This window comes from Nostoc sp. C057, from assembly GCF_013393925.1.
GTDB classification, from domain to species: Bacteria; Cyanobacteriota; Cyanobacteriia; order Cyanobacteriales; family Nostocaceae; genus Nostoc; species Nostoc muscorum_A.
Genome location: NZ_CP040281.1, coordinates 423,940 through 444,585 on the forward strand (window position 1 = coordinate 423,940; position 20,646 = coordinate 444,585).

Below are 20,646 nucleotides of genomic sequence, written 5' to 3' on the forward strand. Positions count from 1 at the left end.
TCAAGATCAGCCCAGTTGTTAAATAAGGCACCCACTGAGGATAAATGAGAAAAGAAACAGAAACTGGTATTAAGCCGAAAACAACTAATCAGAAAAGCATTGTCTGTTTCTCTCATCAGTTAAACACTTGGCAAACTCTAGCAACTACTAGATTAAATAAGCACAGTTTCAGTTTTCAGTGTGGCTTACTAATTCTGCCTGCGGTCTGGATTGTAACTGCAAATGGACTTAGAGCTACGGCGAATATATTGACACCAGACTCGACTCAAAAGAGTAGTCAGCCAGAGTTACAAATAGTACAAGCATCAGAAACTACCCCGGAAAATAACCCCAATCAAGCCGAACCAAATCCCCAACCAGAAACACCACAACGAATTCGGGTTCGTAAAATCCAGGTTGTAGATAGCACAGTTTTTAATGAAAATGACTTTAATCCAGTTGTCAAACCCTTTGAAGAACGGGACTTAACTTTAGAAGAAATCAGACAAGCCGCAGATGCTATTACCCAGCTTTACTTAAATAAAGGCTATATAAATTCCAGAGCAGTTCCAGACATTCAGCAACCTAGTACCGCCGATGGTGTTGTGGTAATTAGGGTAATTGAAGGGCGTTTGACAGAGATTGAGATCGAAGGAACGCGACGATTAAACCCATCTTATGTTCGTAGTCGCATCCAATTAGGTGCCGGTACTCCTCTGAATACTAGTAAGCTCGAAGATCAACTGAAGCTATTGCGACTCGATCCCTTATTTACAAATGTAGAAGCACGTCTGCGTCCAACGGGTAAGGTTGGTCAAAGTGTTCTCATTGTCAGAGTTGAAGAGGCTAACCCTTTAACTGGTAGCTTGGGTGTAGATAATTATTCGCCTCCGAGTATTGGTGCGGAAAGATTGGGTGTTGAACTGCGCGATCGCAATTTAACTGGGATGGGAGATGAGTTAGCAGGCTCCTATTACCACACCCTTTCTGGTGGTTCCGATGCTTTTGATTTTAGCTATCAGGTTCCCGTTAACGCCATGAATGGCAAGGTGCAGATTAGAGCCGCATTTAATCGCAACGAAATCACTGAGGCACCCTTTGATGCTTTTGGCATTCGCGCCAACCAGGATCTTTATGAAATCAATTATCGTCAACCATTGATGCGATCGCCAAGAGAAGAATTTGCCCTATCTTTGGGATTTACCTATCAAGATGGTCAAACCTTCCTCTTCGATAACCTTGCAACCCCATTTGGTATTGGGCCTGATGCCAATGGCGTTAGCCGCACCAGTGTAATTAAATTTGGTCAAGATTATATTAAGCGCGAACCTCAAGGAGCTTGGTTTTTGCGATCGCAATTTAATTTTGGCATTGACGTATTAGATGCAACTATCAACAATGACCCCATACCCGATGGTCGCTTTTTCAGTTGGTTGGGTCAAATACAGCGTGTGCAGCAACTCAGCGCCGATCATCTGTTACTTATCCAAGCAGACTTACAGCTAACACCAGATAGCCTTTTACCCTCCCAGCAATTTGTAATTGGCGGTGGACAGTCCGTAAGGGGATATCGCCAAAATATCCGCTCAGGGGATAATGGATTTCGTGTAGCGATCGAAGATCGGTTCACAGTCCAGCGTAATGAATCTGGGTTATCCGCGATTCAACTCGCGCCATTTCTAGACATGGGAGCCGTCTGGAATCAGTCAAATAATCCCAATCAGCTACCCGATCAAACTTTTTTGGTAGGTGCAGGCTTAGGATTATTATGGAATCAGGCAATGGGAATTGATAATCTGTTTTTGCGGCTCGATTATGGATTTCCATTTATCGATCTGAGCGATCGCGGCAATAACGCTCAGGATGATGGCTTTTACTTTAGCCTTCGCTATCAACCTTAGTACACCAATATGGGCGGGCTTTCTTTCTGTAGCTGGAGATTCTCTTACCTTATCAATGTTTCCTAACCTATGTCAGCATTTTTTGTTTTAAAAACCACTGAAAAAACGCATTTTCAGGTGATTGGCGATTTTTGGTCAATTTATTTTTGATTATTTACTGAGCTAATCTGCATTTGGGGTGTACTCTCAATATACGGTAACTATCACACTCGACCTTTGAGATAAATTACACCCAGAGGTGAATACCATGAAAAATTATGCTGATAAGCAGGAATTTATATTAAGTCAAATCACAAGTAAATATTTTCAGCGCCGAGATTTCAGTGGATGTGACTTGAGCGGAATTGACCTAAAAGGAATTAATTTAAGTGGTGTTAACTTTATAGGAGCAGATTTGAGTGGAGCAAATTTGTGTGGCTGTGTTCTCACTCGTGCTAATTTAAGTGGTGCAAATTTGATGCAAGCTAGCTTACGCGACGCTAATTTGTATGAAGCATCTTTGTGTGAAGCTAATTTGATTAATGCTGATTTAACACGAGCAAATTTGTGCGGAACTTTCTTATGGCGGGCGAAATTTACAGGTAGTAATCTTTGGGGTGCTTCTTTATGCGATGTAGATTTGAGAGAAGCAGACTTAAGTGAAGCCAAATTAATTGAAGCATCACTGATTGAAGCTAACTTAGTTAGAGCAAATCTCACAGGAGCAAAGTTATGTGGAGCAAAATTACTAGAAGCTAATTTAGCTGAGGCTAACTTAACTGGTGCAGACCTGACATGGGCAAATTTAACCAAAGCAAACTTAACTAAAGCAAACCTTTGGGAAACAAACCTGATTTATGCAAGGTTCCGGGATACTATTATGCCTGATGGCACAATTAAGCAACCTCAGATAGTTATTTATTAGTTAGGAGTAGCCCTGTAAAATTGAGATAATCTTGTGATTTTGTTTCCATGCTCTGTATGGGGCTTTCCTTTTAGCTGTAACCACAATTTTTCAGCTTGGGTCATGGTTTATACTAATTTTGGATGAAGGAGGAAATAAAAGTTTAAGATTGCAGTATCCCTTGTTCTACTTTTGTTAACTCAATGTCCAGATAATTAGAAAGATGAATAAAATTGGATACTCCATTTTTATATAACTGCTGCCTAAAGTTTTGCACTTCCTTTAAAATGCCCTGAATATGTCTTTCGAGGGCTATTCTTGAAACAAAATGATTACAAAGTTGGTCTGCAATACCTAGCAAAATTAGTGAATTATACTTTTTTATGACACCAGCTTTGGTGCTTTTGCAATCAGCAGATATTTATTAAACAAGAAAAGTTTTGTATTTATTAGTTTTATTAAAACTTGCTGTTTAAGTTTTTCTATTACATACTCGATCACAACAGGTTTTTGGGTATAACTTTTAGCTGATTTTTCAATTAGTGAGCGCCAAATCAATCTCTCTATGGCATTCAAAACTTGGAATTTAGGAACAGTCGAATAAATACTTTTAGCTAATACCAATTTAATGTGAAGTTGCACATATCTTGATCCCCCTAAATCCCCCTTAAAAAGGGGGACTTTGATTCCGGTTCCCCCCTTTTTAAGGGGGGTTAGGGGCAGGGCAAACGCATCTAAAGTATAAGAATCCTTTAATAGCAAGGGTTTTGGCGTTTTTTAATTTAGCCTATTTTTTCATCAAGATCCTTGCCCAGCAAGGGTTTCAGAAATCCCGTGCGTTCGCCCTGGGGTTAGGGGGGATCAAGATATGTGCCTAAAATCACAGCCAAAGATTTTTCAACCAACCTCTAAGGAGAGAGACTTTCAAAGCTTAATTTTTAGTTAGTAATTCAGGATATTTCAGCCCCTCTCCGCGTCGGAGAGGAGTTAGGGAGAGGTTCATCAAACTCAGGTTAATTCAGTTAAAACTTGGTCAAAACTTGGGGTGCGGTACTTTATTTGCGTAAAACACCTTATTTTCGCTGTATGTATCTTAGATACATCGAATTGCTCTTGTAAACTTATTGAGAATTAACTATGGAACCTATTTCTCTGATTATTGCTGCTTTAGGTGCTGGTGCGATCGCGGCTGCTAAAGATACCGCCACAACAGCCGTGAAAGATACCTATCAGGCTTTGAAAGCTTTAATTAAGAAGAGGTTTGAAAGTCAACCAAAAGCACAAATGGTTCTGGAAGAACACGAAACAGATCCTGAAACCTATGAAGCACCACTTAAAAAGAAATTAGCTGAAGCTGGTGCTGATCAAGATGCAGCAATTATTCAAGCGGCTCAAGAGTTACTTAATCAAGTCAAAGAACAGCCCGGTGGACAGCAGATTATTACCCAAAATATCAGTAATGTCAAATATGCCGCTACTTCTGGTTCTGGTAATGCAAGTATTAGTGGCATTAATGAACAAGGCACATCGAAGGAGGACTGAGACTGTAACTTAATTAATCAGGGTAGATGTTATGTCTAAGCAAGGCGAGATCCAACAAAGTGTTACAGAGAGTGAATACGCTGCCACTTCAGCGACTGGTAATGCAACTATCACTATTACCAATTACTACTATCGAGAAGAAGCAAAATTAGTCTCTTCTGATTCTACCGACGCTGCTGATGAATCTCTTCCTTGCCCTTATCGCGGTTTGTTTCATTTTGGCCCCGATGATGCGGAGTTTTTCTTTGGACGCGAGGTATTTGTAGAAAAACTGTTCGCGGCCACTCAAAGCCGAAAGTTTATACCCGTGTTGGGTGCGTCGGGAAGTGGTAAATCTTCGGTGGTGTTGGCGGGATTAGTGCCGAAGTTACAAAAAGCAGGTTATTGGAAGTTTACTCACTTCCGTCCTGGTTCAGAACCATTCCAGGCTCTGGCTGAGTCGCTGGTTCCCCTTTACGAGCCGGATAAAAATGCTACTGAGCAAATGCTTCAAGCTCGTAAGTTAGCTGAATACTTTGCCAATGGTTCTGTTCCTCTGCAAGATGTTTTCTCCAAAATTAAACGGAATTATCCCAATCATCGGGTGTTGTTGATTGCCGACCAGTTTGAAGAAATTTATACTTTGTGTGCGGATCAGAAAGTTCGCCGTGGTTTCCTAGATACCTTATTAGCTTGCTTTCAGTCCGACCCTGACAATAATACTGTGCTGGTTGGAACCATGCGGGCGGATTTCTTGGGGAATCTCCTCTCCTATCGTCCCCTTGCAGATGTGTTGCAAAATGCTGACATCAAGCTGGCACCGATGAATCGTGATGAACTTTCACAGGTGATTGAAAAGCCTGCTGGAAAGTTGGGGATAACATTTCAAGATGGACTGGTGGAACGCATTTTGGATGATCTCGAAGATGAACCGGGGAATTTACCTCTTTTGGAGTTTGCGTTAACTGAGTTGTGGAAGCGGCGAACAGGTAAACAGTTAACTCATGCAGCTTATGAGGAAATTGGTGAGGTCAAAGGTGCCTTGGCTCGTCATGCAGATGAGAATTATGGTAAGTTGAGTGCCACTGAAAAAGAAAAGGTGCGGCGAATTTTTATTCAGTTGGTGCATCCGGGGGAAGGAACGGAGGATACGCGACGACTAGCGACGAAAGCTGAATTGGGTGAAGCCAGCTGGGAATTGGTGAAACAGTTGGCGGATAATCGATTAGTAGTCACTAGTCAAAATTCTGCTAACCAAGAGACAGTAGAAGTTGTCCATGAAGCGTTAATCCGTAATTGGGGTGAACTTCGGCAATGGATGAATGCAGACCGTAGCTTCCGGGCCTGGCAAGACCGTTTGCGCTCCGCAATGTATCAATGGAAACAGACGCAACGAGATGAAGGGGCATTGTTGCGGGGTGCAGCGTTAGTAGAGGGGGAAGAAAAGCTAAAACAACGGCGAGAGGATATTGGCGAAGAGGAGAAAGAGTTTATTCAAGATAGTGTGGAATTGAGGGATAAGGAACAAAAGCAACGGGAACACAGAAGACGACTGACTTTTTCTGGACTGGCAGGGGGTTTGGTGTTAGCTCTGGGTTTATCTGGACTAGCGGGTATAGGCTGGGGGAATGCCGAAATCAGTCAAATTAATGCCTTTGCCCAAAGTTCCGATGGGTTTTTGAGTTTAGATGGGCGAAAAGCTGTCGAATCAAGCGTCAAAGCTGCTGTCAAAATGCGAGGTAAATTCTGGGTTGATGCGGATACCCGCACCCAGGTAGAACTGGCATTATTAAATACAGTTCACAATGTTGCCGCACCCAACACCTTGGGAGGACACGCAAACTCGGTTAATGGCATCAGCTTCAGTCCCGATGGCAAGATGCTAGCTTCTGCCAGTGCTGACAAGACGGTGAAACTGTGGGATACCAGCACAGGCAAAGAAATCAAAACCCTTACTGGGCATACAAACTCGGTTTTGGGCATCAGCTTCAGTCCCGATGGCAAGATGCTAGCTTCTGCCAGTGCTGACAACACGGTGAAACTGTGGAATACCAGCACAGGTAAAGAAATCAAAACCCTTACTGGGCATACAAACTGGGTTAATGGCATCAGCTTCAGTCCCGATGGCAAGATGCTAGCTTCTGCTAGTTACGACAACACGGTGAAACTGTGGGATACCAGCACAGGCAAAGAAATCAAAACCCTTACTGGGCATACAAACTCGGTTTATGGCATCAGCTTCAGTCCCGATGGCAAGATGCTAGCTTCTGCCAGTGGTGACAACACGGTGAAACTGTGGAATACCAGCACAGGTAAAGAAATCAAAACCCTTACTGGGCATACAAGCTGGGTTTTGGGCATCAGCTTCAGTCCCGATGGCAAGATGCTAGCTTCTGCCAGTGGTGACAAGACGGTGAAACTGTGGGATACCACCACTGCCAAAGAAATCAAAACCCTTACTGGGCATACAAACTCGGTTTTGGGCATCAGCTTCAGTCCCGATGGCAAGATGCTAGCTTCTGCCAGTGGTGACAAGACGGTGAAACTGTGGGATACCACCACTGCCAAAGAAATCAAAACCCTTACTGGGCATACAAACTGGGTTAATGGCATCAGCTTCAGTCCCGATGGCAAGATGCTAGCTTCTGCCAGTGCTGACAAGACGGTGAAACTGTGGAATACCAGCACAGGTAAAGAAATCAAAACCCTTACTGGGCATACAAACTGGGTTTTGGGCATCAGCTTCAGTCTCGATGGCAAGATGCTAGCTTCTGCCAGTGGTGACAAGACGGTGAAACTGTGGAATACCAGCACAGGTAAAGAAATCAAAACCCTTACTGGGCATACAAACTGGGTTAATGGCATCAGCTTCAGTCCCGATGGCAAGATGCTAGCTTCTGCCAGTGGTGACAAGACGGTGAAACTGTGGGATACCAGCACTGGCAAAGAAATCAAAACCCTTACTGGGCATACAAACTCGGTTAATGGCATCAGCTTCAGTCCCGATGGCAAGATGCTAGCTTCTGCCAGTGCTGACAAGACGGTGAAACTGTGGAATATCAGCACTGGCAAAGAAATCAAAACCCTTACTGGGCATACAAAATCGGTTTGGGGCATCAGCTTCAGTCCCGATGGCAAGATGCTAGCTTTTGCCAGTGCTGACAACACGGTGAAACTGTGGGATACCACCACTGGCAAAGAAATCAAAACCCTTACTGGGCATACAGACACGGTTTGGGGCATCAGCTTCAGTCCCGATGGCAAGATGCTAGCTTCTGCCAGTGGTGACAAGACGGTGAAACTGTGGAATATCAGCACTGGCAAAGAAATCAAAACCCTTACTGGGCATACAGACTCGGTTTATGGCATCAGCTTCAGTCCCGATGGCAAGATGCTAGCTTCTGCCAGTGCTGACAACACGGTGAAATTGTGGGATACCACCACTGGCAAAGAAATCAAAACCCTTACTGGGCATACAAACTCGGTTTGGGGCATCAGCTTCAGTCCCGATGGCAAGATGCTAGCTTCTGCCAGTGCTGACAACACGGTGAAACTGTGGAGGCTGGATTTTGATTATTTATTCCAGAAAGGGTGCAGTTTTATGCGCGAGTATTATAAAATCAATCCCCCTGATAATGAGAGTGACAAGCATTTGTGTGATGGTGTTGGTAATTCGTAATACCGCTACGCAGAAGCAACCTACGTAAGTCCTATTCGTATTAAAAAACCATATCAAATAACACCGTGAAAAAAATCCTCATCCTCTCCGCTAACCCCAAAAACAAAGCAAATCTGCGCCTAGATAAAGCTGACTTTTCACGGCATGTGGAAAGGAAGAGTTGGTTCGCGTTAATCTTCCGCGAACCAATTACAGAGAATTAACTTGTGATTTTAGATATTGTCGTGGTAGGTGTGTGAATGAGTGCTTGTTGACTATCATGAACGACACTTTTATTTAAGTAGCTTAAATTATTCAGCCTCAGAATTCGCTCTCGTTATTCATGGTCATTGTCATTCGACTCCTTTTGCCCAATGCCTGTGAGTCCAATGGTCGAGTGAGAAAACTTTTTCTCTCTCGACAATTAATCCACCCTGCCAACCCCCCCTTAAAAAGGCTACGGTGTACACACAAGTCTTCTAGAGTTGCGCCACAGGGTTTTGATCCCCCCAACCCCCCTTAAAAAGGGGGGCAAAAGTCTCTTAAAGTCCCCCTTTTTAAGGGGGATTTAGGGGGATCTCCAACGATTTTGGTGTTTGTACAGATTCCCCTTTGTCTTTTCCCCTTAACCGACAAGTATTGACCTACGCCTAATTCCATATTATCCAAACTTGATATTACCTATGCGGGAACCGTTATAAGTAATGCTTAAGCCGTAGTTAATACAACTTAAACAGTACTTATTAATGGTGAAGCTGTAGTTATAGACGCTCATTATATGATAAGTAAACTTGAAGCTGTAGTTAACACAGTTTCTTCTGTAGTTATGAATGCTCAAGCTGTAGTTAACACAGCTTCTTCTGTAGTTATAAATGCTCAAGCTATAGTTAACACAGCTTCTTCTGTGGTTATAAATGCTCAAGCTATAGTTAACACAGCTTCTTCTGTAGTTATAAATGCTCAAGCTGTAATTAAGATTAGATAAACGCTTTAGATAAATTAAGAGAATTTACCAGTATTTATATCATAAAAAGTATAATTATTTTTGTGGGTTTTGCTGAACCAGAATGTATTTTAAGTAGGACATAGTAACTGTATAAATGTTACGAGTAACTAAATTTATGTCTTTGAGAAAACGTACATCCCGCGTTCTAGAAAATGCTGAGTTAAGATTTGCTGGACTCAAAGCAATTGATGCCAATCTGGATCTTGGAAATACTTGTAATTTAAAAGTCCTGACAGAAGTAATTGAGCAATTACGCAGCAAGTTAGAAGCTCATAATACCGCTCTCAGCACGATTGACTCCTCCAAAGTAGAAATTGAAGAATTAGAACAAACTTTGGGTACTTTCTCCGAAAAAATGCTCATGGGAATCGGCTTTAAATACGGCAAAGATAGCCGCGAATATGAGATGGCTGGTGGAGTTCGCAAAAGTGAACGTATCCGTAAAAGCAGAGCGACTCGCTTAAAAACTATTGCACAAAAAGCATCTATGCAAGGCACTCAACCAAATGGCAATAAGATAAGCGCAAACCCATGATTTAACTGGCTTTTGAGTGTGGGAAGTGTGGGGAGTGTGGGGAGTGTGGGGAGTGTGGGGAGTGTGGGGGGGGGTAAGACTTCTTCCCCGTCCTCCCACACCTCCCACACCCTGCCCTGACGAAGTTTCAGCTTTTCTTAGTGCCATTCAGTTATTAACCAGTAATTCTTTCTCCCCTGCTTGCCTCAACGCCCGATGACTAAAATTCACGTTGTGAGAAAATAAAAATAGCGATCGCTAATAACAGGGCACTATAAAGTAAACCATAGCCAGCATTTGTAATCAGTGCAGTTGTGTCAGGTAGTGCTTGCAGACCATAAACGGCATCATTTTTCAAATCTAATCGAGATAAATCTGGCAAAATGAGAAACAAACCTTGAGTTAGAAGTTCCATACCAGGGTTGCGGCTCAAACGACCTAGTTGGACTAAATCTTGAGTAATATTTCCGATTAAATATACCGCAAAGGTTAAAACAGTCGCTAGAAGAGAAGCAGTAAAAACACCGAAGGTAATCGCCATAGCGGTGATTAATGACAACTGCAATACTAGGAAAATTGCAGCAATTAGAATACTCGCCGTTGGATGAGGAATGTTCCCAAATTGCAGAAATATCAGATAAATTACCGTCATCGTGGCGACAAGTACAGCTAATACTGCGGATAAACCTAAGTATTTGCCAACGATAATTTCGCTGCGACTGACAGGTTTCGCAATTAACACCAAAATAGTGCGTTTTTCAATTTCTTTATTAACTAGTCCCGTACCAACAAATATTGTCACAATTAACCCGATGGCATTCATCGCCGCCATCCCGAAGTCTAAAAATATCTTGTCTTCAGTCGTAGCTGCAAATTCAGGAAGCACGCGAAAGGCAGCAGCGAGTATAAGCGCATAAAAACCAATAATATATAGGATGCGATCGCGTACCACTTCCTGAAACACATTCTTTGCCAATACAAAAATTCTGTTAATAGTCATTTGTCATTTGTCATTGGTCATTTGTCATTTGTCATTGGTCATTTGTCATTTGTCATTGGTCATTTGTCATTTGTCATTGGTCATTTGTCATTGGTCATTGGTCATTAGTTATTCTCCCCTGCTCCCCTGCTTCCCCTGCCTCCCCTGCTCTCTTCTCACTGCTGCGGAGGCGGCGATCCGGCAATTAATTTACTGGCGCGATCGCATTCAATTTCTGCAACTGTAATCTTATTACCTGAATTGCTAGTTGCTGCAACTGGTTCAATTCGACAAGATTTTTTCAAGTAATAGCCTCGTAGGTTAGAACTTGGCCCTATCCAAATACTTAATAAATCTAATATATATCCAGACTTAGTATTAGCTACACGCGGTTCAATGCGCCATAAATCCTTCTCTTCATATTTACCCAGACTTTTTTGAATTACTGCTCTACCTAGAGTTTCTACTCGTTGTTTTGCCTCAAGCAACCATTTCTCTACTTCTGACCAAGGTGTTTGGTTTATTTGTTCTACTACTATTGGTTGAAGTCTTTCTAGAATTACAACACCGTTTTGCGGTATTTTTACTCGTTCTTCTGTTCTGACAACAACGGTACTACGTTTAAAAGTATCTGCTTGCAAACTAGGATATTGTTGAAACCAATGATCCATTACAAAATAAAACTGAATCCAGCAACTTAGTAGCATACTACTAGCAACTAAAATTATGATTCTTTGGCGGTCTTGTGGTTTAGGAATTCTAGCTTTAGCGTCAGTATCAGTTCCTTCAATAAACTCTGGTATTGCCGTAATTAGTGCTGAAATTGTCGGCCAAAAAACGATTGTTCTTGGTGTAATTACATCCTGTTGATTTCCAAAAGCAAAAACGCTTACTAAGAATCCAGTGATTACTGCCCCAACTGGCATAAAAGTGCCAGGAACTCTCAAAGGATCTTGAGTTGTATACCAAGCTGTGCCGGCAATTAAAAATAACCAACCGAAAAAGGCAATGATATCTTTGATGTAGCCTGTAGCTAAATATGAAAGTACCCAAGAAAAAACACTCAAATAAATAAATGTCTGCCAAGAATAAGCTTTGGGTGGAACTAATACTTTTCTAATTCCCGCATAAAGCCCTTCCGCAAATTTAAAAATCCCAAATACATCTTTAAGTAGCGTATTCATGTTCCTCCTTCCACCTAATTAACTAATCACTCACTCTTCCTTTTAAGTAAAAGCTTGCTATTTTGCACTAAATAATAGAATAAGAGTTATAGCACTATAACTCAGGGAATTCGCTATTAGTACAGTAATTATTAAATTATTACTTTGGAATTTCAAGTTACCAAAAGTCCGCCATCGCCGCCGTTGAGATATTTGAGCTTCCTCTTCTTCTGGCTTTTTAACAAGAAATTGCTCATTTAATAATAGTAACAATACTTTTAAAATGAAAAACTTCATCAAAAAAGTAGCAAAGAAAATTATAAACGCAGTTAATATTAGAAAAGCTTGTGAATTAGGTGATTTAAAATTATTAAAAAACATATAGTTAATTAATTCTGCTCTCATCTGGATCGGTAACATTGGTTCTGATACAAAAAATATGAACCAACCAATTACACTAGAAAATAAATTGATAGAAATAGCATAAAAAGTACTAGTTTTTTTGTCAAATTTGAGTCGATAGTGCAAAAGATAAGCTTCGATGGGGATGGCAATCAGTACAAATAAAAAGTCAAACAGAATTCCACCAATGGGAAAAATCCTCGGAAGCATCCAATTCTCAGGCATAAGTGGTCAAGGGTAAGGTTTAACTGTAGAGAGTATAACTGGGATAGTGAGGGTGATGGGGGAAATTATTACATTGTTCTCATCCTTGACTATGCTCGTGTGCCAGTAATCCCTGATTGATATTGTTAATACATCAAGCTGATGCTTGTACGGGGACGTTAGACTGACTTGAGTGTGGGGGTGTGGGGAGTGTGGGGAGAAAGAGGAGGAATTGAATAACTGCACATCAATGAACGCTGCATTGCCTCCCACACCTCCCACACCTCCCACACTTCCAACCTCCCACACCTCCCACACTTCCAACCTCCCACACCTCCCACACCTCCCACACCTCCCACACTTCCCACACCCCCCACACTTCCCACACTCCCCACACTCCCCACACTCCCCACCCGAACCACCCGAACCACACAATACGTGAGAAATTCGGGGCTAGAGGGCTAGTTTCTCTACCTAAGATTACAAGAGGTTAGGTAAGATTAAAGACTGCCACTTATAGCTTTTCGAGAGATGACAAGGAACGGTATCGGTATTCGCACGGCGCAAGTGCGTCAAGAACGGCTCATTGGTCAAATTCACGTCTACGATGGCGTGGGTAAAGGTAAGTCTCAAGCGGCTTTGGGGGTAGTTTTGCGCTCTATTGGCTTAGGGATAAATACGCCTAGCGATTCTAACCGTGTTTTACTGCTGCGCTTTTTAAAAGGGCCGGAACGTGATTATGACGAAGATGGAGCGATCGCAGCTTTGCAGCGTGGGTTTCCCCATTTAATAGACCAGGTTCGCACAGGGAGAGCCGAATTTTTTGGCCCAGAAGAAATTACTACCTTTGACCGAAATGAGGCGATGCGGGGTTGGGATGTTGCCAAAGGTGCGATCGCTAGCGGTTTATATTCAGTTGTGGTTTTGGATGAAATTAACCCCGTTCTAGATTTGGGTTTACTACCAGTAGATGAAGTGGTAAACACATTAAAATCCAAACCCCAAGAGTTAGAAATCATCGCTACCGGACGCGCCGCACCGCAAAAGTTACTCGATATTGCAGATTTGCACTCAGAAATGAAACCTCATCACCATCCCACAGCCAAAGCCCTATTCTTGGAAGGGATTGAAATTTATACTGGTGCTGGTAAAGGCAAGTCTACTAGTGCTTTGGGCAAAGCCTTACAAGCAATTGGTAGAGGAATTAATCATCCAGGGTCTACCCGTGTGTTAATTATGCAGTGGCTTAAAGGTGGTAGCGGCTATACAGAAGATGCTGCGATCGCCGCCTTGCAGCAGTCATATCCAGAAGTGGTGGATCATCAGCGCTGTGGGGGAGATGCGATTGTTTGGCGCAATTCCCGGCAAGAATTAGACTATGTAGAAGCCGAACGAGGTTGGGAAATCGCAAAAGTTGCGATCGCCTCTGGAATGTATAAAACTATTATTCTCGATGAACTCAATCCCACCGTTGACTTAGAACTACTCCCCGTTGAACCCATTGTTCAAGCTTTGCTCCGCAAACCCCGCGACACCGAAATCATCATCACTGGCCGCTGTCAAAATCAACCAGCATACTTCGACTTGGCTAGCGTTCATTCAGAGGTGTATTGCCACAAACATTATGCAAATCAAGGTGTAGAACTTAAACGGGGGGTAGATTTTTAGATGTTGCATCTGAATTCGTAATTCGTAATTCGTAATTCGTAATGTTCTCAAGCTTGAATTTCTGGTGAATTTTCTTCCTTCTCTGCGAGACGCTGCGCGAACGCGCTCTTTGCGTCCTTCTCTAACGAGACGCTGCGCGAACGCGGTTCGTTCTCTGCTCTTTCAAATTTAATGAAACAGACCAGTAGGGCTAGCATTGTAATGCCGACCCTACAAGCAACTAAGGCTGTTGGCGTATTCTTTGCCAGACAGTAAAGCCCAACAGAAGGACAATACTAGTGGCGGTGGTCATCATCACAGCCAAGCTCATGCCTTGTATTCTCATTGCCAGCAAGTTGAAAAATAAGGTAATTGACCAAAGCGTGAACGCAGCATGGCGCTGGGAAAGTCCCCAAGCAAGTAAGCGGTGGTGCAGATGATCTTTGCCAGGAGTACTAAGAGGGTTATTTCCTGCTAGTAGCCGCCGTACAAATACTTGGGTAGTGTCTATTACTGGCAACAATAGAAATAAAACCGTGGGAATTAGTGCATAAACTGTGTTTTGTTGCAGTTTGCCTAAAATACTAGTTGCTGCCAGCACATAGCCAAAAAAGTATGCTCCGGCATCACCCATAATAATTCGTGACGGATGGAAATTATGACGCAAAAAGCCTAATGCAGCACCTCCTAAAGCTGCGAGTACCAAAATTGCCGCCGCACGGTTATTAAATTGGGCTGCAACCCCCAACAAACTCATGGCGGTAATAAAGCTGATTCCTCCTGCTAAACCATCCATACCATCCATCAAGTTGATGGCGTTGGTAATTCCTACTACCCACAGTACCGTCAGCAACATCGACAGGAACGAGTCGATGGGAGTACCAAACAGCACTCTTACACTGATACCATTAGCTACCAGCAACAGTGCTGTGACAATTTGCGCCCACAATCGAATAGAGGGTGGTAAGCCGAACTGATCGTCGATAAAGCCCACCAGGACTAATATCGAACCTCCTAACAGAATAGTCAGCACCTGAGCCAATACGTTTTGGAGTTCGATCGGTCGTAAAAGGCTAGCTAATACCAGCGCGGCAATGACACCCGCGTAGATAGCCAGCCCCCCTGCATTGGGTAAAGGTTCGCGATTGAGTCGCCGAGCGTTGGGTTGGTCAGCCCAACCTACCCGTAAGGCGAATTTGCGGACTGTCGGAATTGAACGCCACGTTACAAGCCAAGCCAAAAGAAACGTAAATACTACTGCCAACCAGCCGGTGCCGCTAGGGTCGGCAATGCCAAGGTACTTAAGGGAGTTGTCTAGATTCATCTCCCAATTCAAGCATTACTGCCAGTATCTATAAAGAACATCACCTGTATATTAATCAATTTTTTTTATTTCCATTTGTAACTTGAGTTGATTGAGAGATTAGCACTCTTGCTCTGTGAGTGCTAAATTGTCTAATGGAAGCGCTGGAGAAATAAAACATGGCGAAAATTATTGCATTTGACGAGGAATCGCGGCGAGCTCTAGAAAGGGGTGTTAACGCCCTTGCTGATGCCGTAAAAATCACCTTGGGGCCTAAAGGTCGTAATGTCCTTTTAGAGAAAAAATTTGGCGCACCTCAAATTGTCAACGATGGTATCACTGTTGCCAAGGAAATTGAATTAGAAGATCCTTTGGAAAATACTGGTGCAAGACTCATCCAGGAAGTGGCCTCAAAAACTAAAGATGTTGCTGGGGATGGTACAACCACCGCCACCGTTTTAGCACAAGCCTTGATTCGGGAAGGTTTGAAGAACGTCGCGGCGGGTACTAACCCAGTTAGCTTGAGACGCGGGATCGACAAAACTATTGAGGCACTGGTACTGGAAATTGCCAAGATAGCCAAGCCAGTAGAAGGAAGTGCGATCGCTCAAGTTGCCACTGTTTCTGCTGGTAACGATGAAGAAGTTGGTCAAATGTTAGCTCAAGCAATGGAAAAAGTCACCAAAGATGGTGTAATTACCGTTGAAGAATCTAAATCCCTGACAACTGAACTAGAAGTAGTTGAAGGGATGCAGATTGACAGGGGTTACATTTCACCTTACTTTGTCACCAACAACGAGCGGCAAATCGTGGAATTTGAAAACGCCCGCATCTTGGTGACAGATAAAAAAATCGGCAGCATCCAAGATTTAGTACCAATTTTGGAAAAAGTCGCCCGTTCTGGTCAGCCCTTGCTAATCATCGCTGAAGATGTCGAAGGTGATGCCTTGGCAACTTTGGTAGTGAACAAAGCGCGGGGTGTACTAGCCGTGGCTGCCATTAAAGCGCCTGGGTTTGGCGATCGCCGCAAAGCTTTGTTAGAAGATATTGCTATTCTCACCGATGGACAGTTGATTTCTGAAGAAATCGGCTTAAGTTTGGATACCGCTGGTCTAGAAGCACTGGGAACTGCTCGCAAAATCACCATTGACAAAGAAAGCACCACCATTGTAGCTGGCAGTGTCACCAAGCCAGAAGTGCAAAAGCGGATTGGTCAAATTCGCAGGCAGTTGGAAGAAACCGATTCTGAATACGATCAAGAAAAACTGCAAGAACGCATCGCCAAGCTCGCTGGCGGTGTGGCAGTGATTAAAGTGGGTGCGGCAACCGAAACCGAACTCAAAGACCGTAAACTGCGGATTGAAGACGCGCTGAATGCTACTAAAGCTGCTGTGGAAGAAGGTATTGTTCCTGGTGGTGGGACAACTCTAATTCACTTAGCTAAGAAGGTACAAGAGATTAAAAAGACCCTACAAAATGACGAAGAAAGAATTGGGGCTGATATTGTCGAACGAGCGCTAGAAGCCCCCTTGCGCCAAATAGCAGACAATGCTGGTGCTGAAGGTTCTGTAATCGTCTCGAAAGTCCGGGATAGTGAGTTCAACATTGGCTACAACGCCGCTACTGGCGAATTTGAAGACTTGATTGCTGCTGGTATTATTGACCCCGCCAAAGTCGTGCGTTCAGCTTTGCAAAATGCTGGTTCCATTGCTGGTTTGGTCTTAACCACCGAAGCGATCGTTGTTGAAAAGCCAGAGAAGAAATCCGCTGCTGCTGCCCCTGATATGGGCGGTATGGGCGGCATGGGTGGCATGGGCGGCATGGGTGGTATGGGCGGCATGGGCATGTTCTAACTTCTGCTCACCCAGATAAATATTTTTTCAGCAGTTTGTCTTGTTAAGGCAAACTGTTTTTTTATAGCATTGCTGATTCAGAGCCGATATGTTATCTCTATTGCTGAGAAGTAGGTGGGCATAAATAAAAGTCATCATCATGGTTATCAGTAATTAGTCATGAATACAACTAACGACTAAAAAAAATGCCGATTCCTAAATTCCCAAATCTAAAGAACTACTTAATTTAAAAATTACAGTCTTTGTATTAATTTTTGTAATATTAATAGCAAAAGCTGAAATAAATAAAAACGCCTCATGGGTGCTGAGTAGGGAATTTTACTTCTTTACTAAGAACTGTGAAAAGAGGAACTTGTTTAATTGCCAATTCCCAATTGCCAATTCCCAATGCCCAATTCCCAATTCCCAATGTAGGTAATATTGTATGGTACGAAAACTGCGTCGTCTTCCCAAAATAGTAACTAGGCTATATAAAAAAGATGAGTTCCATCACCAACCAGGTACTATACCTGGAACAATTTTTATTGATGAAGATTCTCCGCCACCGATAATTTTCTTGATTGACTATAACCAAACCAATTTCATCCACAAACAAATGGCAACCCCAGAAGAGTGTGTTCCATATCTGGAGATGGAATCCATTTCTTGGGTAGATGTACAAGGTTTAGGCAGTCAAGATATATTACAACGATTGGGTCACGTTTTTGAATTACATCCTCTCGTTTTAGAAGATATAGTCAATGTACCAGAGCGTCCTAAAACCGAGGATTATGAAGATCAATTACTATTCATTGCCCGCATGGTAGTACCAAAGGAAAGATCGTGTGGTTTTTACAGCGAGCAAGTGAGTTTGATATTAGGTAAAAATTATTTACTGACAGTCCAAGAAGAACCAGAACATGATTGTTTTGAAGCCGTGCGATCGCGAATTGAAAAAAACAAAGGTATCATCCGTAAGCAAGGAGCAGATTATTTAGCTTACGCCGTGTTAGATGCCATTATTGATGGCTTTTTCCCAGTCCTGGAGCTTTATGGAGAGCGAATCGAAGAGTTGGAAGAGGAGGTAATAGTTAAACCAACCCCACAAACACTACAAAATATTTATCAAATTAGGCGAGAACTACTGCAATTACGTCGTGCTATCTGGCCTCAGCGAGATGCAATTAATTCTTTGATTCGAGATGGCAGTGATTTGATTAGTGAAGAAGTGCGAATCTACTTGCGAGATTGTTATGACCACACAGTGCAAGTTATGGACATGGTAGAAACTTATCGAGAACTAGCATCTGGATTAATGGATGTGTATCTTTCGGCAGTGAGCAATAAAATGAATGAAATCATGAAAGTACTAACGGTAGTTTCAACAATTTTCATTCCACTGACTTTTGTGGCCGGAATATATGGTATGAATTTCAATACCGAAAAATCGCCATATAATATGCCTGAGTTGAATTGGTATTGGGGCTATCCACTTTGCTTGGCAGTGATGGGAGCGATCGCACTTGGGTTGCTATTCTTTTTTTGGCAACGGGGCTGGTTGCAAAACTCTGTAACAATTAAGCGTAATTAATAATTGCAGATGGACGGCGAATCAAATATACATTCATTATTACCAGGAGTTAATATTTTAATTTATGAGGAGTAGCGACCAGAATTTAGTAGTTTTGACAGTTTATATTATCGGTGTTTCCTATATTTTTAACCGCATGGTTGAATCCATCGATGATCAAGTTAAGTTTGAGTTTAAAAAAGGAATAGTTGACGAGCAACTCAAAGAACAAAATCTCGATGATAAAATTGGAATTTCCTTTAAACTCAAAGCCTCATACCCAATTGACGATTTGAAAGATTTAGGAATTAGCATTGAAAATAAATCTGATAATGTTGCCCTATATGTTGACTGGGATAACAGTTCTTTAGTAGTTGAACATAGCAAGCAATCGCGTCGCGTCATTCGGAAATCACCAGATTTAACCCGCGACTTAGCAGTACCCCAAAGTCCTAGCTTGATTGCTCCCAAGAAAACACTTTCTGAAACAGTGACAGCAGAAGATGTATTCGAGCGCGATAAAGATACTGGAACCTATTTAGCAAAAAAACCACTAATTGATATCAATGGGCTGCAAAAGGGGCAAAAAAAGTTGTACAACGACTTTATTAACAGAAAAAAGGAGTTGGACTTTTCCCTGCAACTGGTACTCAGAGTGTCTGAAGTGCGTTTAGGTCTAGCCCCAGGTCGTGATTTTCCTCCCATTAGCATTATCAATTGTCCTTTCACAGTCAGGAAACTACCTTGGACTTACGCTCTACCTTGGAATAAAAAAAAGCAATAGCAACCAGACAGACTATGCCATCCAAGATTACACTGGATCTAAGGAGAGAGTAGACGCAGGCGGTTGCAGATCAGTCATAGTCACTGATTTGAGGAAAGTCCGGGCTCCCGAAAGACCAAACTTGCTGGATAACGTCCAGTGCGAGTGATCGTGAGGATAGTGCCACAGAAAGATACCGCCAATTAGTCATTAGTCATTAGTCATTAGTCATTAGTGAAATAACAAAGGACAAATGACAAAGGACAAAAGACAAATTTGGTAAGGGTGCAAAGGTGCGGTAAGAGCGCACCAGCAGTATCGAGAGGTGCTGGCTCGGTAAACCCCGGTTGGGAGCAAGGCGATAGGAACTACGGTTGGTCTTTTACCAGTTCCGCTCAACGAGAGCCGCTAGAGGCGTTTGGTAACAAGCGTCCCAGATAGATAACTGCCCTCGCAAGAGAACAGAACCCGGCTTATGTACTGCTCTTTCCCCCTTTTTTAGTGCTGAGTGCTGAGTTAGAAGTTAGTATTTTTCCCCTGCCTCCCCTGCTCCCCTTTCCCCCCGCCCCCAATGCCCCTTGCCTACCCACGCCGTCAACGGCAACTCGAAAGTTTAGTCCAAAAATTAGGTTTGTCGCGAGAAGCACCTATCAAGTGGGAACTGCTAGATTTAGCGCTAACTCATCCCACTGTTTCTGATTCGGCGAATTATGAACAACTGGAGTTTGTTGGCGATGCAGTGGTGCGGCTGGTTTCGGCTGTTGTGTTATGGGAAAATTATCCCGATTGTCCAGTAGGGGATTTTGCGGCAATTCGTTCGGTATTAGTGAGCGATCGCATCCTCGCCCAATTAGCCAGAATTTATGGTTTGGAATTATACTTACTAGTTGCGGGTAGTGCTACAGCTGATAAAGTTGGTCAAGAGTCTCGACTGGCAGATGCTTTTGAAGCTGTTCTGGGTGCGCTTTATTTAAGTACTCAAAACCTGGAATTGATCCGCTCTTGGCTAGATCCCCACTTCCAAGAACTAACAACAGAAATTCGCCTCGATCCTGCCAGACTTAATTACAAAGCTGCTCTTCAAGAATGGACTCAGGCGCAATTTAAAGTTTTACCAGAATATCGAGTTGTGGAAGTCACTCAACCGCACCATAATCAAGAACGTTTCATGGCTGAAGTGTGGCTGCATGGAAAGAAACTCGGAGAAGGTAAGGGGCGATCGATCAAAACTGCTGAACAAGCCGCAGCTAAGGTAGCTTTTTTAGCAATCCCTAATCCGCAAACACCCTGAGCTTAAAAGACTGGCAATTAGCCGATAATC

At 42.8% G+C, this 20,646-nt stretch carries 17 protein-coding genes and 1 other RNA gene; 12 read left to right on the forward strand and 6 right to left on the reverse strand.

The window, feature by feature from the left end:
* Window positions 1-44: 44 nt before the first annotated feature.
* Both FD724_RS01735 and FD724_RS01740 read left to right on the forward strand, forming a co-directional pair.
* Window positions 45-1,880: a ShlB/FhaC/HecB family hemolysin secretion/activation protein gene (locus tag FD724_RS01735; protein WP_179071367.1), complete on the forward strand. Its 1,836-nt coding sequence runs from the start codon at window positions 45-47 to the stop codon at window positions 1,878-1,880.
* A gap of 247 nt (window positions 1,881-2,127) precedes the next feature.
* Window positions 2,128-2,784: a pentapeptide repeat-containing protein gene (locus FD724_RS01740; protein WP_179071368.1), complete on the forward strand. Its 657-nt coding sequence runs from the start codon at window positions 2,128-2,130 to the stop codon at window positions 2,782-2,784.
* Between the two features lie 360 nt (window positions 2,785-3,144).
* Here the strand turns inward: FD724_RS01740 and FD724_RS01745 are convergent, their stop codons facing one another.
* Entirely contained in the window at window positions 3,145-3,525 is a 381-nt protein-coding gene (locus tag FD724_RS01745) for a hypothetical protein (protein WP_179071369.1), read from the reverse strand.
* Window positions 3,526-3,900: 375 nt separating this feature from the next.
* Here FD724_RS01745 and FD724_RS01750 point away from each other — a divergent pair, with 375 nt between their 5' ends.
* The 4 genes from FD724_RS01750 (at window position 3,901) to FD724_RS01765 (ending at window position 9,483) form a co-directional block, all read left to right on the forward strand.
* Window positions 3,901-4,305, forward strand: a complete 405-nt coding sequence (locus FD724_RS01750; RefSeq protein WP_179071370.1) for a hypothetical protein — start codon at window positions 3,901-3,903, stop codon at window positions 4,303-4,305.
* Window positions 4,306-4,336: 31 nt separating this feature from the next.
* Window positions 4,337-7,963, forward strand: coding sequence for a WD40 repeat domain-containing protein (locus tag FD724_RS01755; RefSeq protein ID WP_179071371.1), 3,627 nt, complete (start codon window positions 4,337-4,339; stop codon window positions 7,961-7,963).
* A gap of 757 nt (window positions 7,964-8,720) precedes the next feature.
* Window positions 8,721-8,927, forward strand: coding sequence for a hypothetical protein (locus FD724_RS01760; RefSeq protein WP_179071372.1), 207 nt, complete (start codon window positions 8,721-8,723; stop codon window positions 8,925-8,927).
* A 136-nt stretch (window positions 8,928-9,063) separates the two neighbouring features.
* Window positions 9,064-9,483: a hypothetical protein gene (locus FD724_RS01765; protein ID WP_179071373.1), complete on the forward strand. Its 420-nt coding sequence runs from the start codon at window positions 9,064-9,066 to the stop codon at window positions 9,481-9,483.
* Between the two features lie 199 nt (window positions 9,484-9,682).
* Here FD724_RS01765 and FD724_RS01770 read toward each other — a convergent pair whose 3' ends face one another.
* The 4 genes from FD724_RS01770 to FD724_RS01785 all read right to left on the reverse strand — a co-directional run bounded on the left by FD724_RS01770 (window position 9,683) and on the right by FD724_RS01785 (window position 12,641).
* Window positions 9,683-10,462 (reverse strand): ABC transporter permease, encoded by a 780-nt coding sequence (locus tag FD724_RS01770; protein WP_179071374.1) that lies wholly within the window; start codon window positions 10,460-10,462, stop codon window positions 9,683-9,685.
* Window positions 10,463-10,617: 155 nt separating this feature from the next.
* Complete coding sequence (gene fraD, locus FD724_RS01775) at window positions 10,618-11,625, reverse strand: septal junction protein FraD (protein ID WP_179071375.1); 1,008 nt, start codon at window positions 11,623-11,625, stop codon at window positions 10,618-10,620.
* 57 nt (window positions 11,626-11,682) lie between these two features.
* Window positions 11,683-12,231, reverse strand: a complete 549-nt coding sequence (gene fraC, locus FD724_RS01780; RefSeq protein WP_179071376.1) for a filament integrity protein FraC — start codon at window positions 12,229-12,231, stop codon at window positions 11,683-11,685.
* Between the two features lie 158 nt (window positions 12,232-12,389).
* Window positions 12,390-12,641, reverse strand: a complete 252-nt coding sequence (locus FD724_RS01785) for a hypothetical protein (RefSeq protein WP_179071377.1) — start codon at window positions 12,639-12,641, stop codon at window positions 12,390-12,392.
* 100 nt (window positions 12,642-12,741) lie between these two features.
* Between FD724_RS01785 and FD724_RS01790 the strand changes: the two genes are divergently transcribed.
* On the forward strand, window positions 12,742-13,878 hold the full coding sequence (locus FD724_RS01790) for a cob(I)yrinic acid a,c-diamide adenosyltransferase (RefSeq protein WP_179071378.1): 1,137 nt from the start codon (window positions 12,742-12,744) through the stop codon (window positions 13,876-13,878).
* Between the two features lie 220 nt (window positions 13,879-14,098).
* Here FD724_RS01790 and FD724_RS01795 read toward each other — a convergent pair whose 3' ends face one another.
* A complete protein-coding gene (locus tag FD724_RS01795) occupies window positions 14,099-15,181 on the reverse strand; it encodes an MraY family glycosyltransferase (RefSeq protein WP_179071379.1) in 1,083 nt (360 codons plus the stop codon).
* A 158-nt stretch (window positions 15,182-15,339) separates the two neighbouring features.
* Here FD724_RS01795 and groL point away from each other — a divergent pair, with 158 nt between their 5' ends.
* The 5 genes from groL to rnc all read left to right on the forward strand — a co-directional run bounded on the left by groL (window position 15,340) and on the right by rnc (window position 20,616).
* On the forward strand, window positions 15,340-17,013 hold the full coding sequence (gene groL / locus FD724_RS01800) for a chaperonin GroEL (RefSeq protein ID WP_179071380.1): 1,674 nt from the start codon (window positions 15,340-15,342) through the stop codon (window positions 17,011-17,013).
* Between the two features lie 424 nt (window positions 17,014-17,437).
* Window positions 17,438-18,583, forward strand: coding sequence for a magnesium/cobalt transporter CorA (gene corA, locus FD724_RS01805; protein WP_179071381.1), 1,146 nt, complete (start codon window positions 17,438-17,440; stop codon window positions 18,581-18,583).
* A gap of 64 nt (window positions 18,584-18,647) precedes the next feature.
* The gene (locus tag FD724_RS01810) at window positions 18,648-19,346 is read left to right on the forward strand and encodes a hypothetical protein (RefSeq protein WP_179071382.1); all 699 of its coding nucleotides are present in this window, start codon (window positions 18,648-18,650) and stop codon (window positions 19,344-19,346) included.
* 46 nt (window positions 19,347-19,392) lie between these two features.
* Window positions 19,393-19,816: RNase P RNA component class A (gene rnpB / locus FD724_RS01815), an RNA gene on the forward strand.
* 80 nt (window positions 19,817-19,896) lie between these two features.
* On the forward strand, window positions 19,897-20,616 hold the full coding sequence (rnc, locus tag FD724_RS01820) for a ribonuclease III (RefSeq protein ID WP_012407978.1): 720 nt from the start codon (window positions 19,897-19,899) through the stop codon (window positions 20,614-20,616).
* Window positions 20,617-20,646: the final 30 nt, after the last annotated feature.

Excerpts from the sequence above, each read along its gene's own strand:
- FD724_RS01735 (WP_179071367.1), top strand. The coding sequence starts at position 45 with ATGAGAAAAGAAACAGAAACTGGTATTAAGCCGAAAACAACTAATCAG.
- FD724_RS01740 (WP_179071368.1), top strand. The coding sequence starts at position 2,128 with ATGAAAAATTATGCTGATAAGCAGGAATTTATATTAAGTCAAATCACA.
- FD724_RS01750 (WP_179071370.1), top strand. The coding sequence starts at position 3,901 with ATGGAACCTATTTCTCTGATTATTGCTGCTTTAGGTGCTGGTGCGATC.
- FD724_RS01755 (WP_179071371.1), top strand. The coding sequence starts at position 4,337 with ATGTCTAAGCAAGGCGAGATCCAACAAAGTGTTACAGAGAGTGAATAC.
- FD724_RS01760 (WP_179071372.1), top strand. The coding sequence starts at position 8,721 with ATGATAAGTAAACTTGAAGCTGTAGTTAACACAGTTTCTTCTGTAGTT.
- FD724_RS01765 (WP_179071373.1), top strand. The coding sequence starts at position 9,064 with ATGTCTTTGAGAAAACGTACATCCCGCGTTCTAGAAAATGCTGAGTTA.
- FD724_RS01770 (WP_179071374.1), bottom strand. The coding sequence starts at position 10,462 with ATGACTATTAACAGAATTTTTGTATTGGCAAAGAATGTGTTTCAGGAA.
- fraD (WP_179071375.1), bottom strand. The coding sequence starts at position 11,625 with ATGAATACGCTACTTAAAGATGTATTTGGGATTTTTAAATTTGCGGAA.
- fraC (WP_179071376.1), bottom strand. The coding sequence starts at position 12,231 with ATGCCTGAGAATTGGATGCTTCCGAGGATTTTTCCCATTGGTGGAATT.
- FD724_RS01790 (WP_179071378.1), top strand. The coding sequence starts at position 12,742 with ATGACAAGGAACGGTATCGGTATTCGCACGGCGCAAGTGCGTCAAGAA.
- FD724_RS01795 (WP_179071379.1), bottom strand. The coding sequence starts at position 15,181 with ATGAATCTAGACAACTCCCTTAAGTACCTTGGCATTGCCGACCCTAGC.
- groL (WP_179071380.1), top strand. The coding sequence starts at position 15,340 with ATGGCGAAAATTATTGCATTTGACGAGGAATCGCGGCGAGCTCTAGAA.
- corA (WP_179071381.1), top strand. The coding sequence starts at position 17,438 with ATGGTACGAAAACTGCGTCGTCTTCCCAAAATAGTAACTAGGCTATAT.
- FD724_RS01810 (WP_179071382.1), top strand. The coding sequence starts at position 18,648 with ATGAGGAGTAGCGACCAGAATTTAGTAGTTTTGACAGTTTATATTATC.
- rnc (WP_012407978.1), top strand. The coding sequence starts at position 19,897 with ATGCCCCTTGCCTACCCACGCCGTCAACGGCAACTCGAAAGTTTAGTC.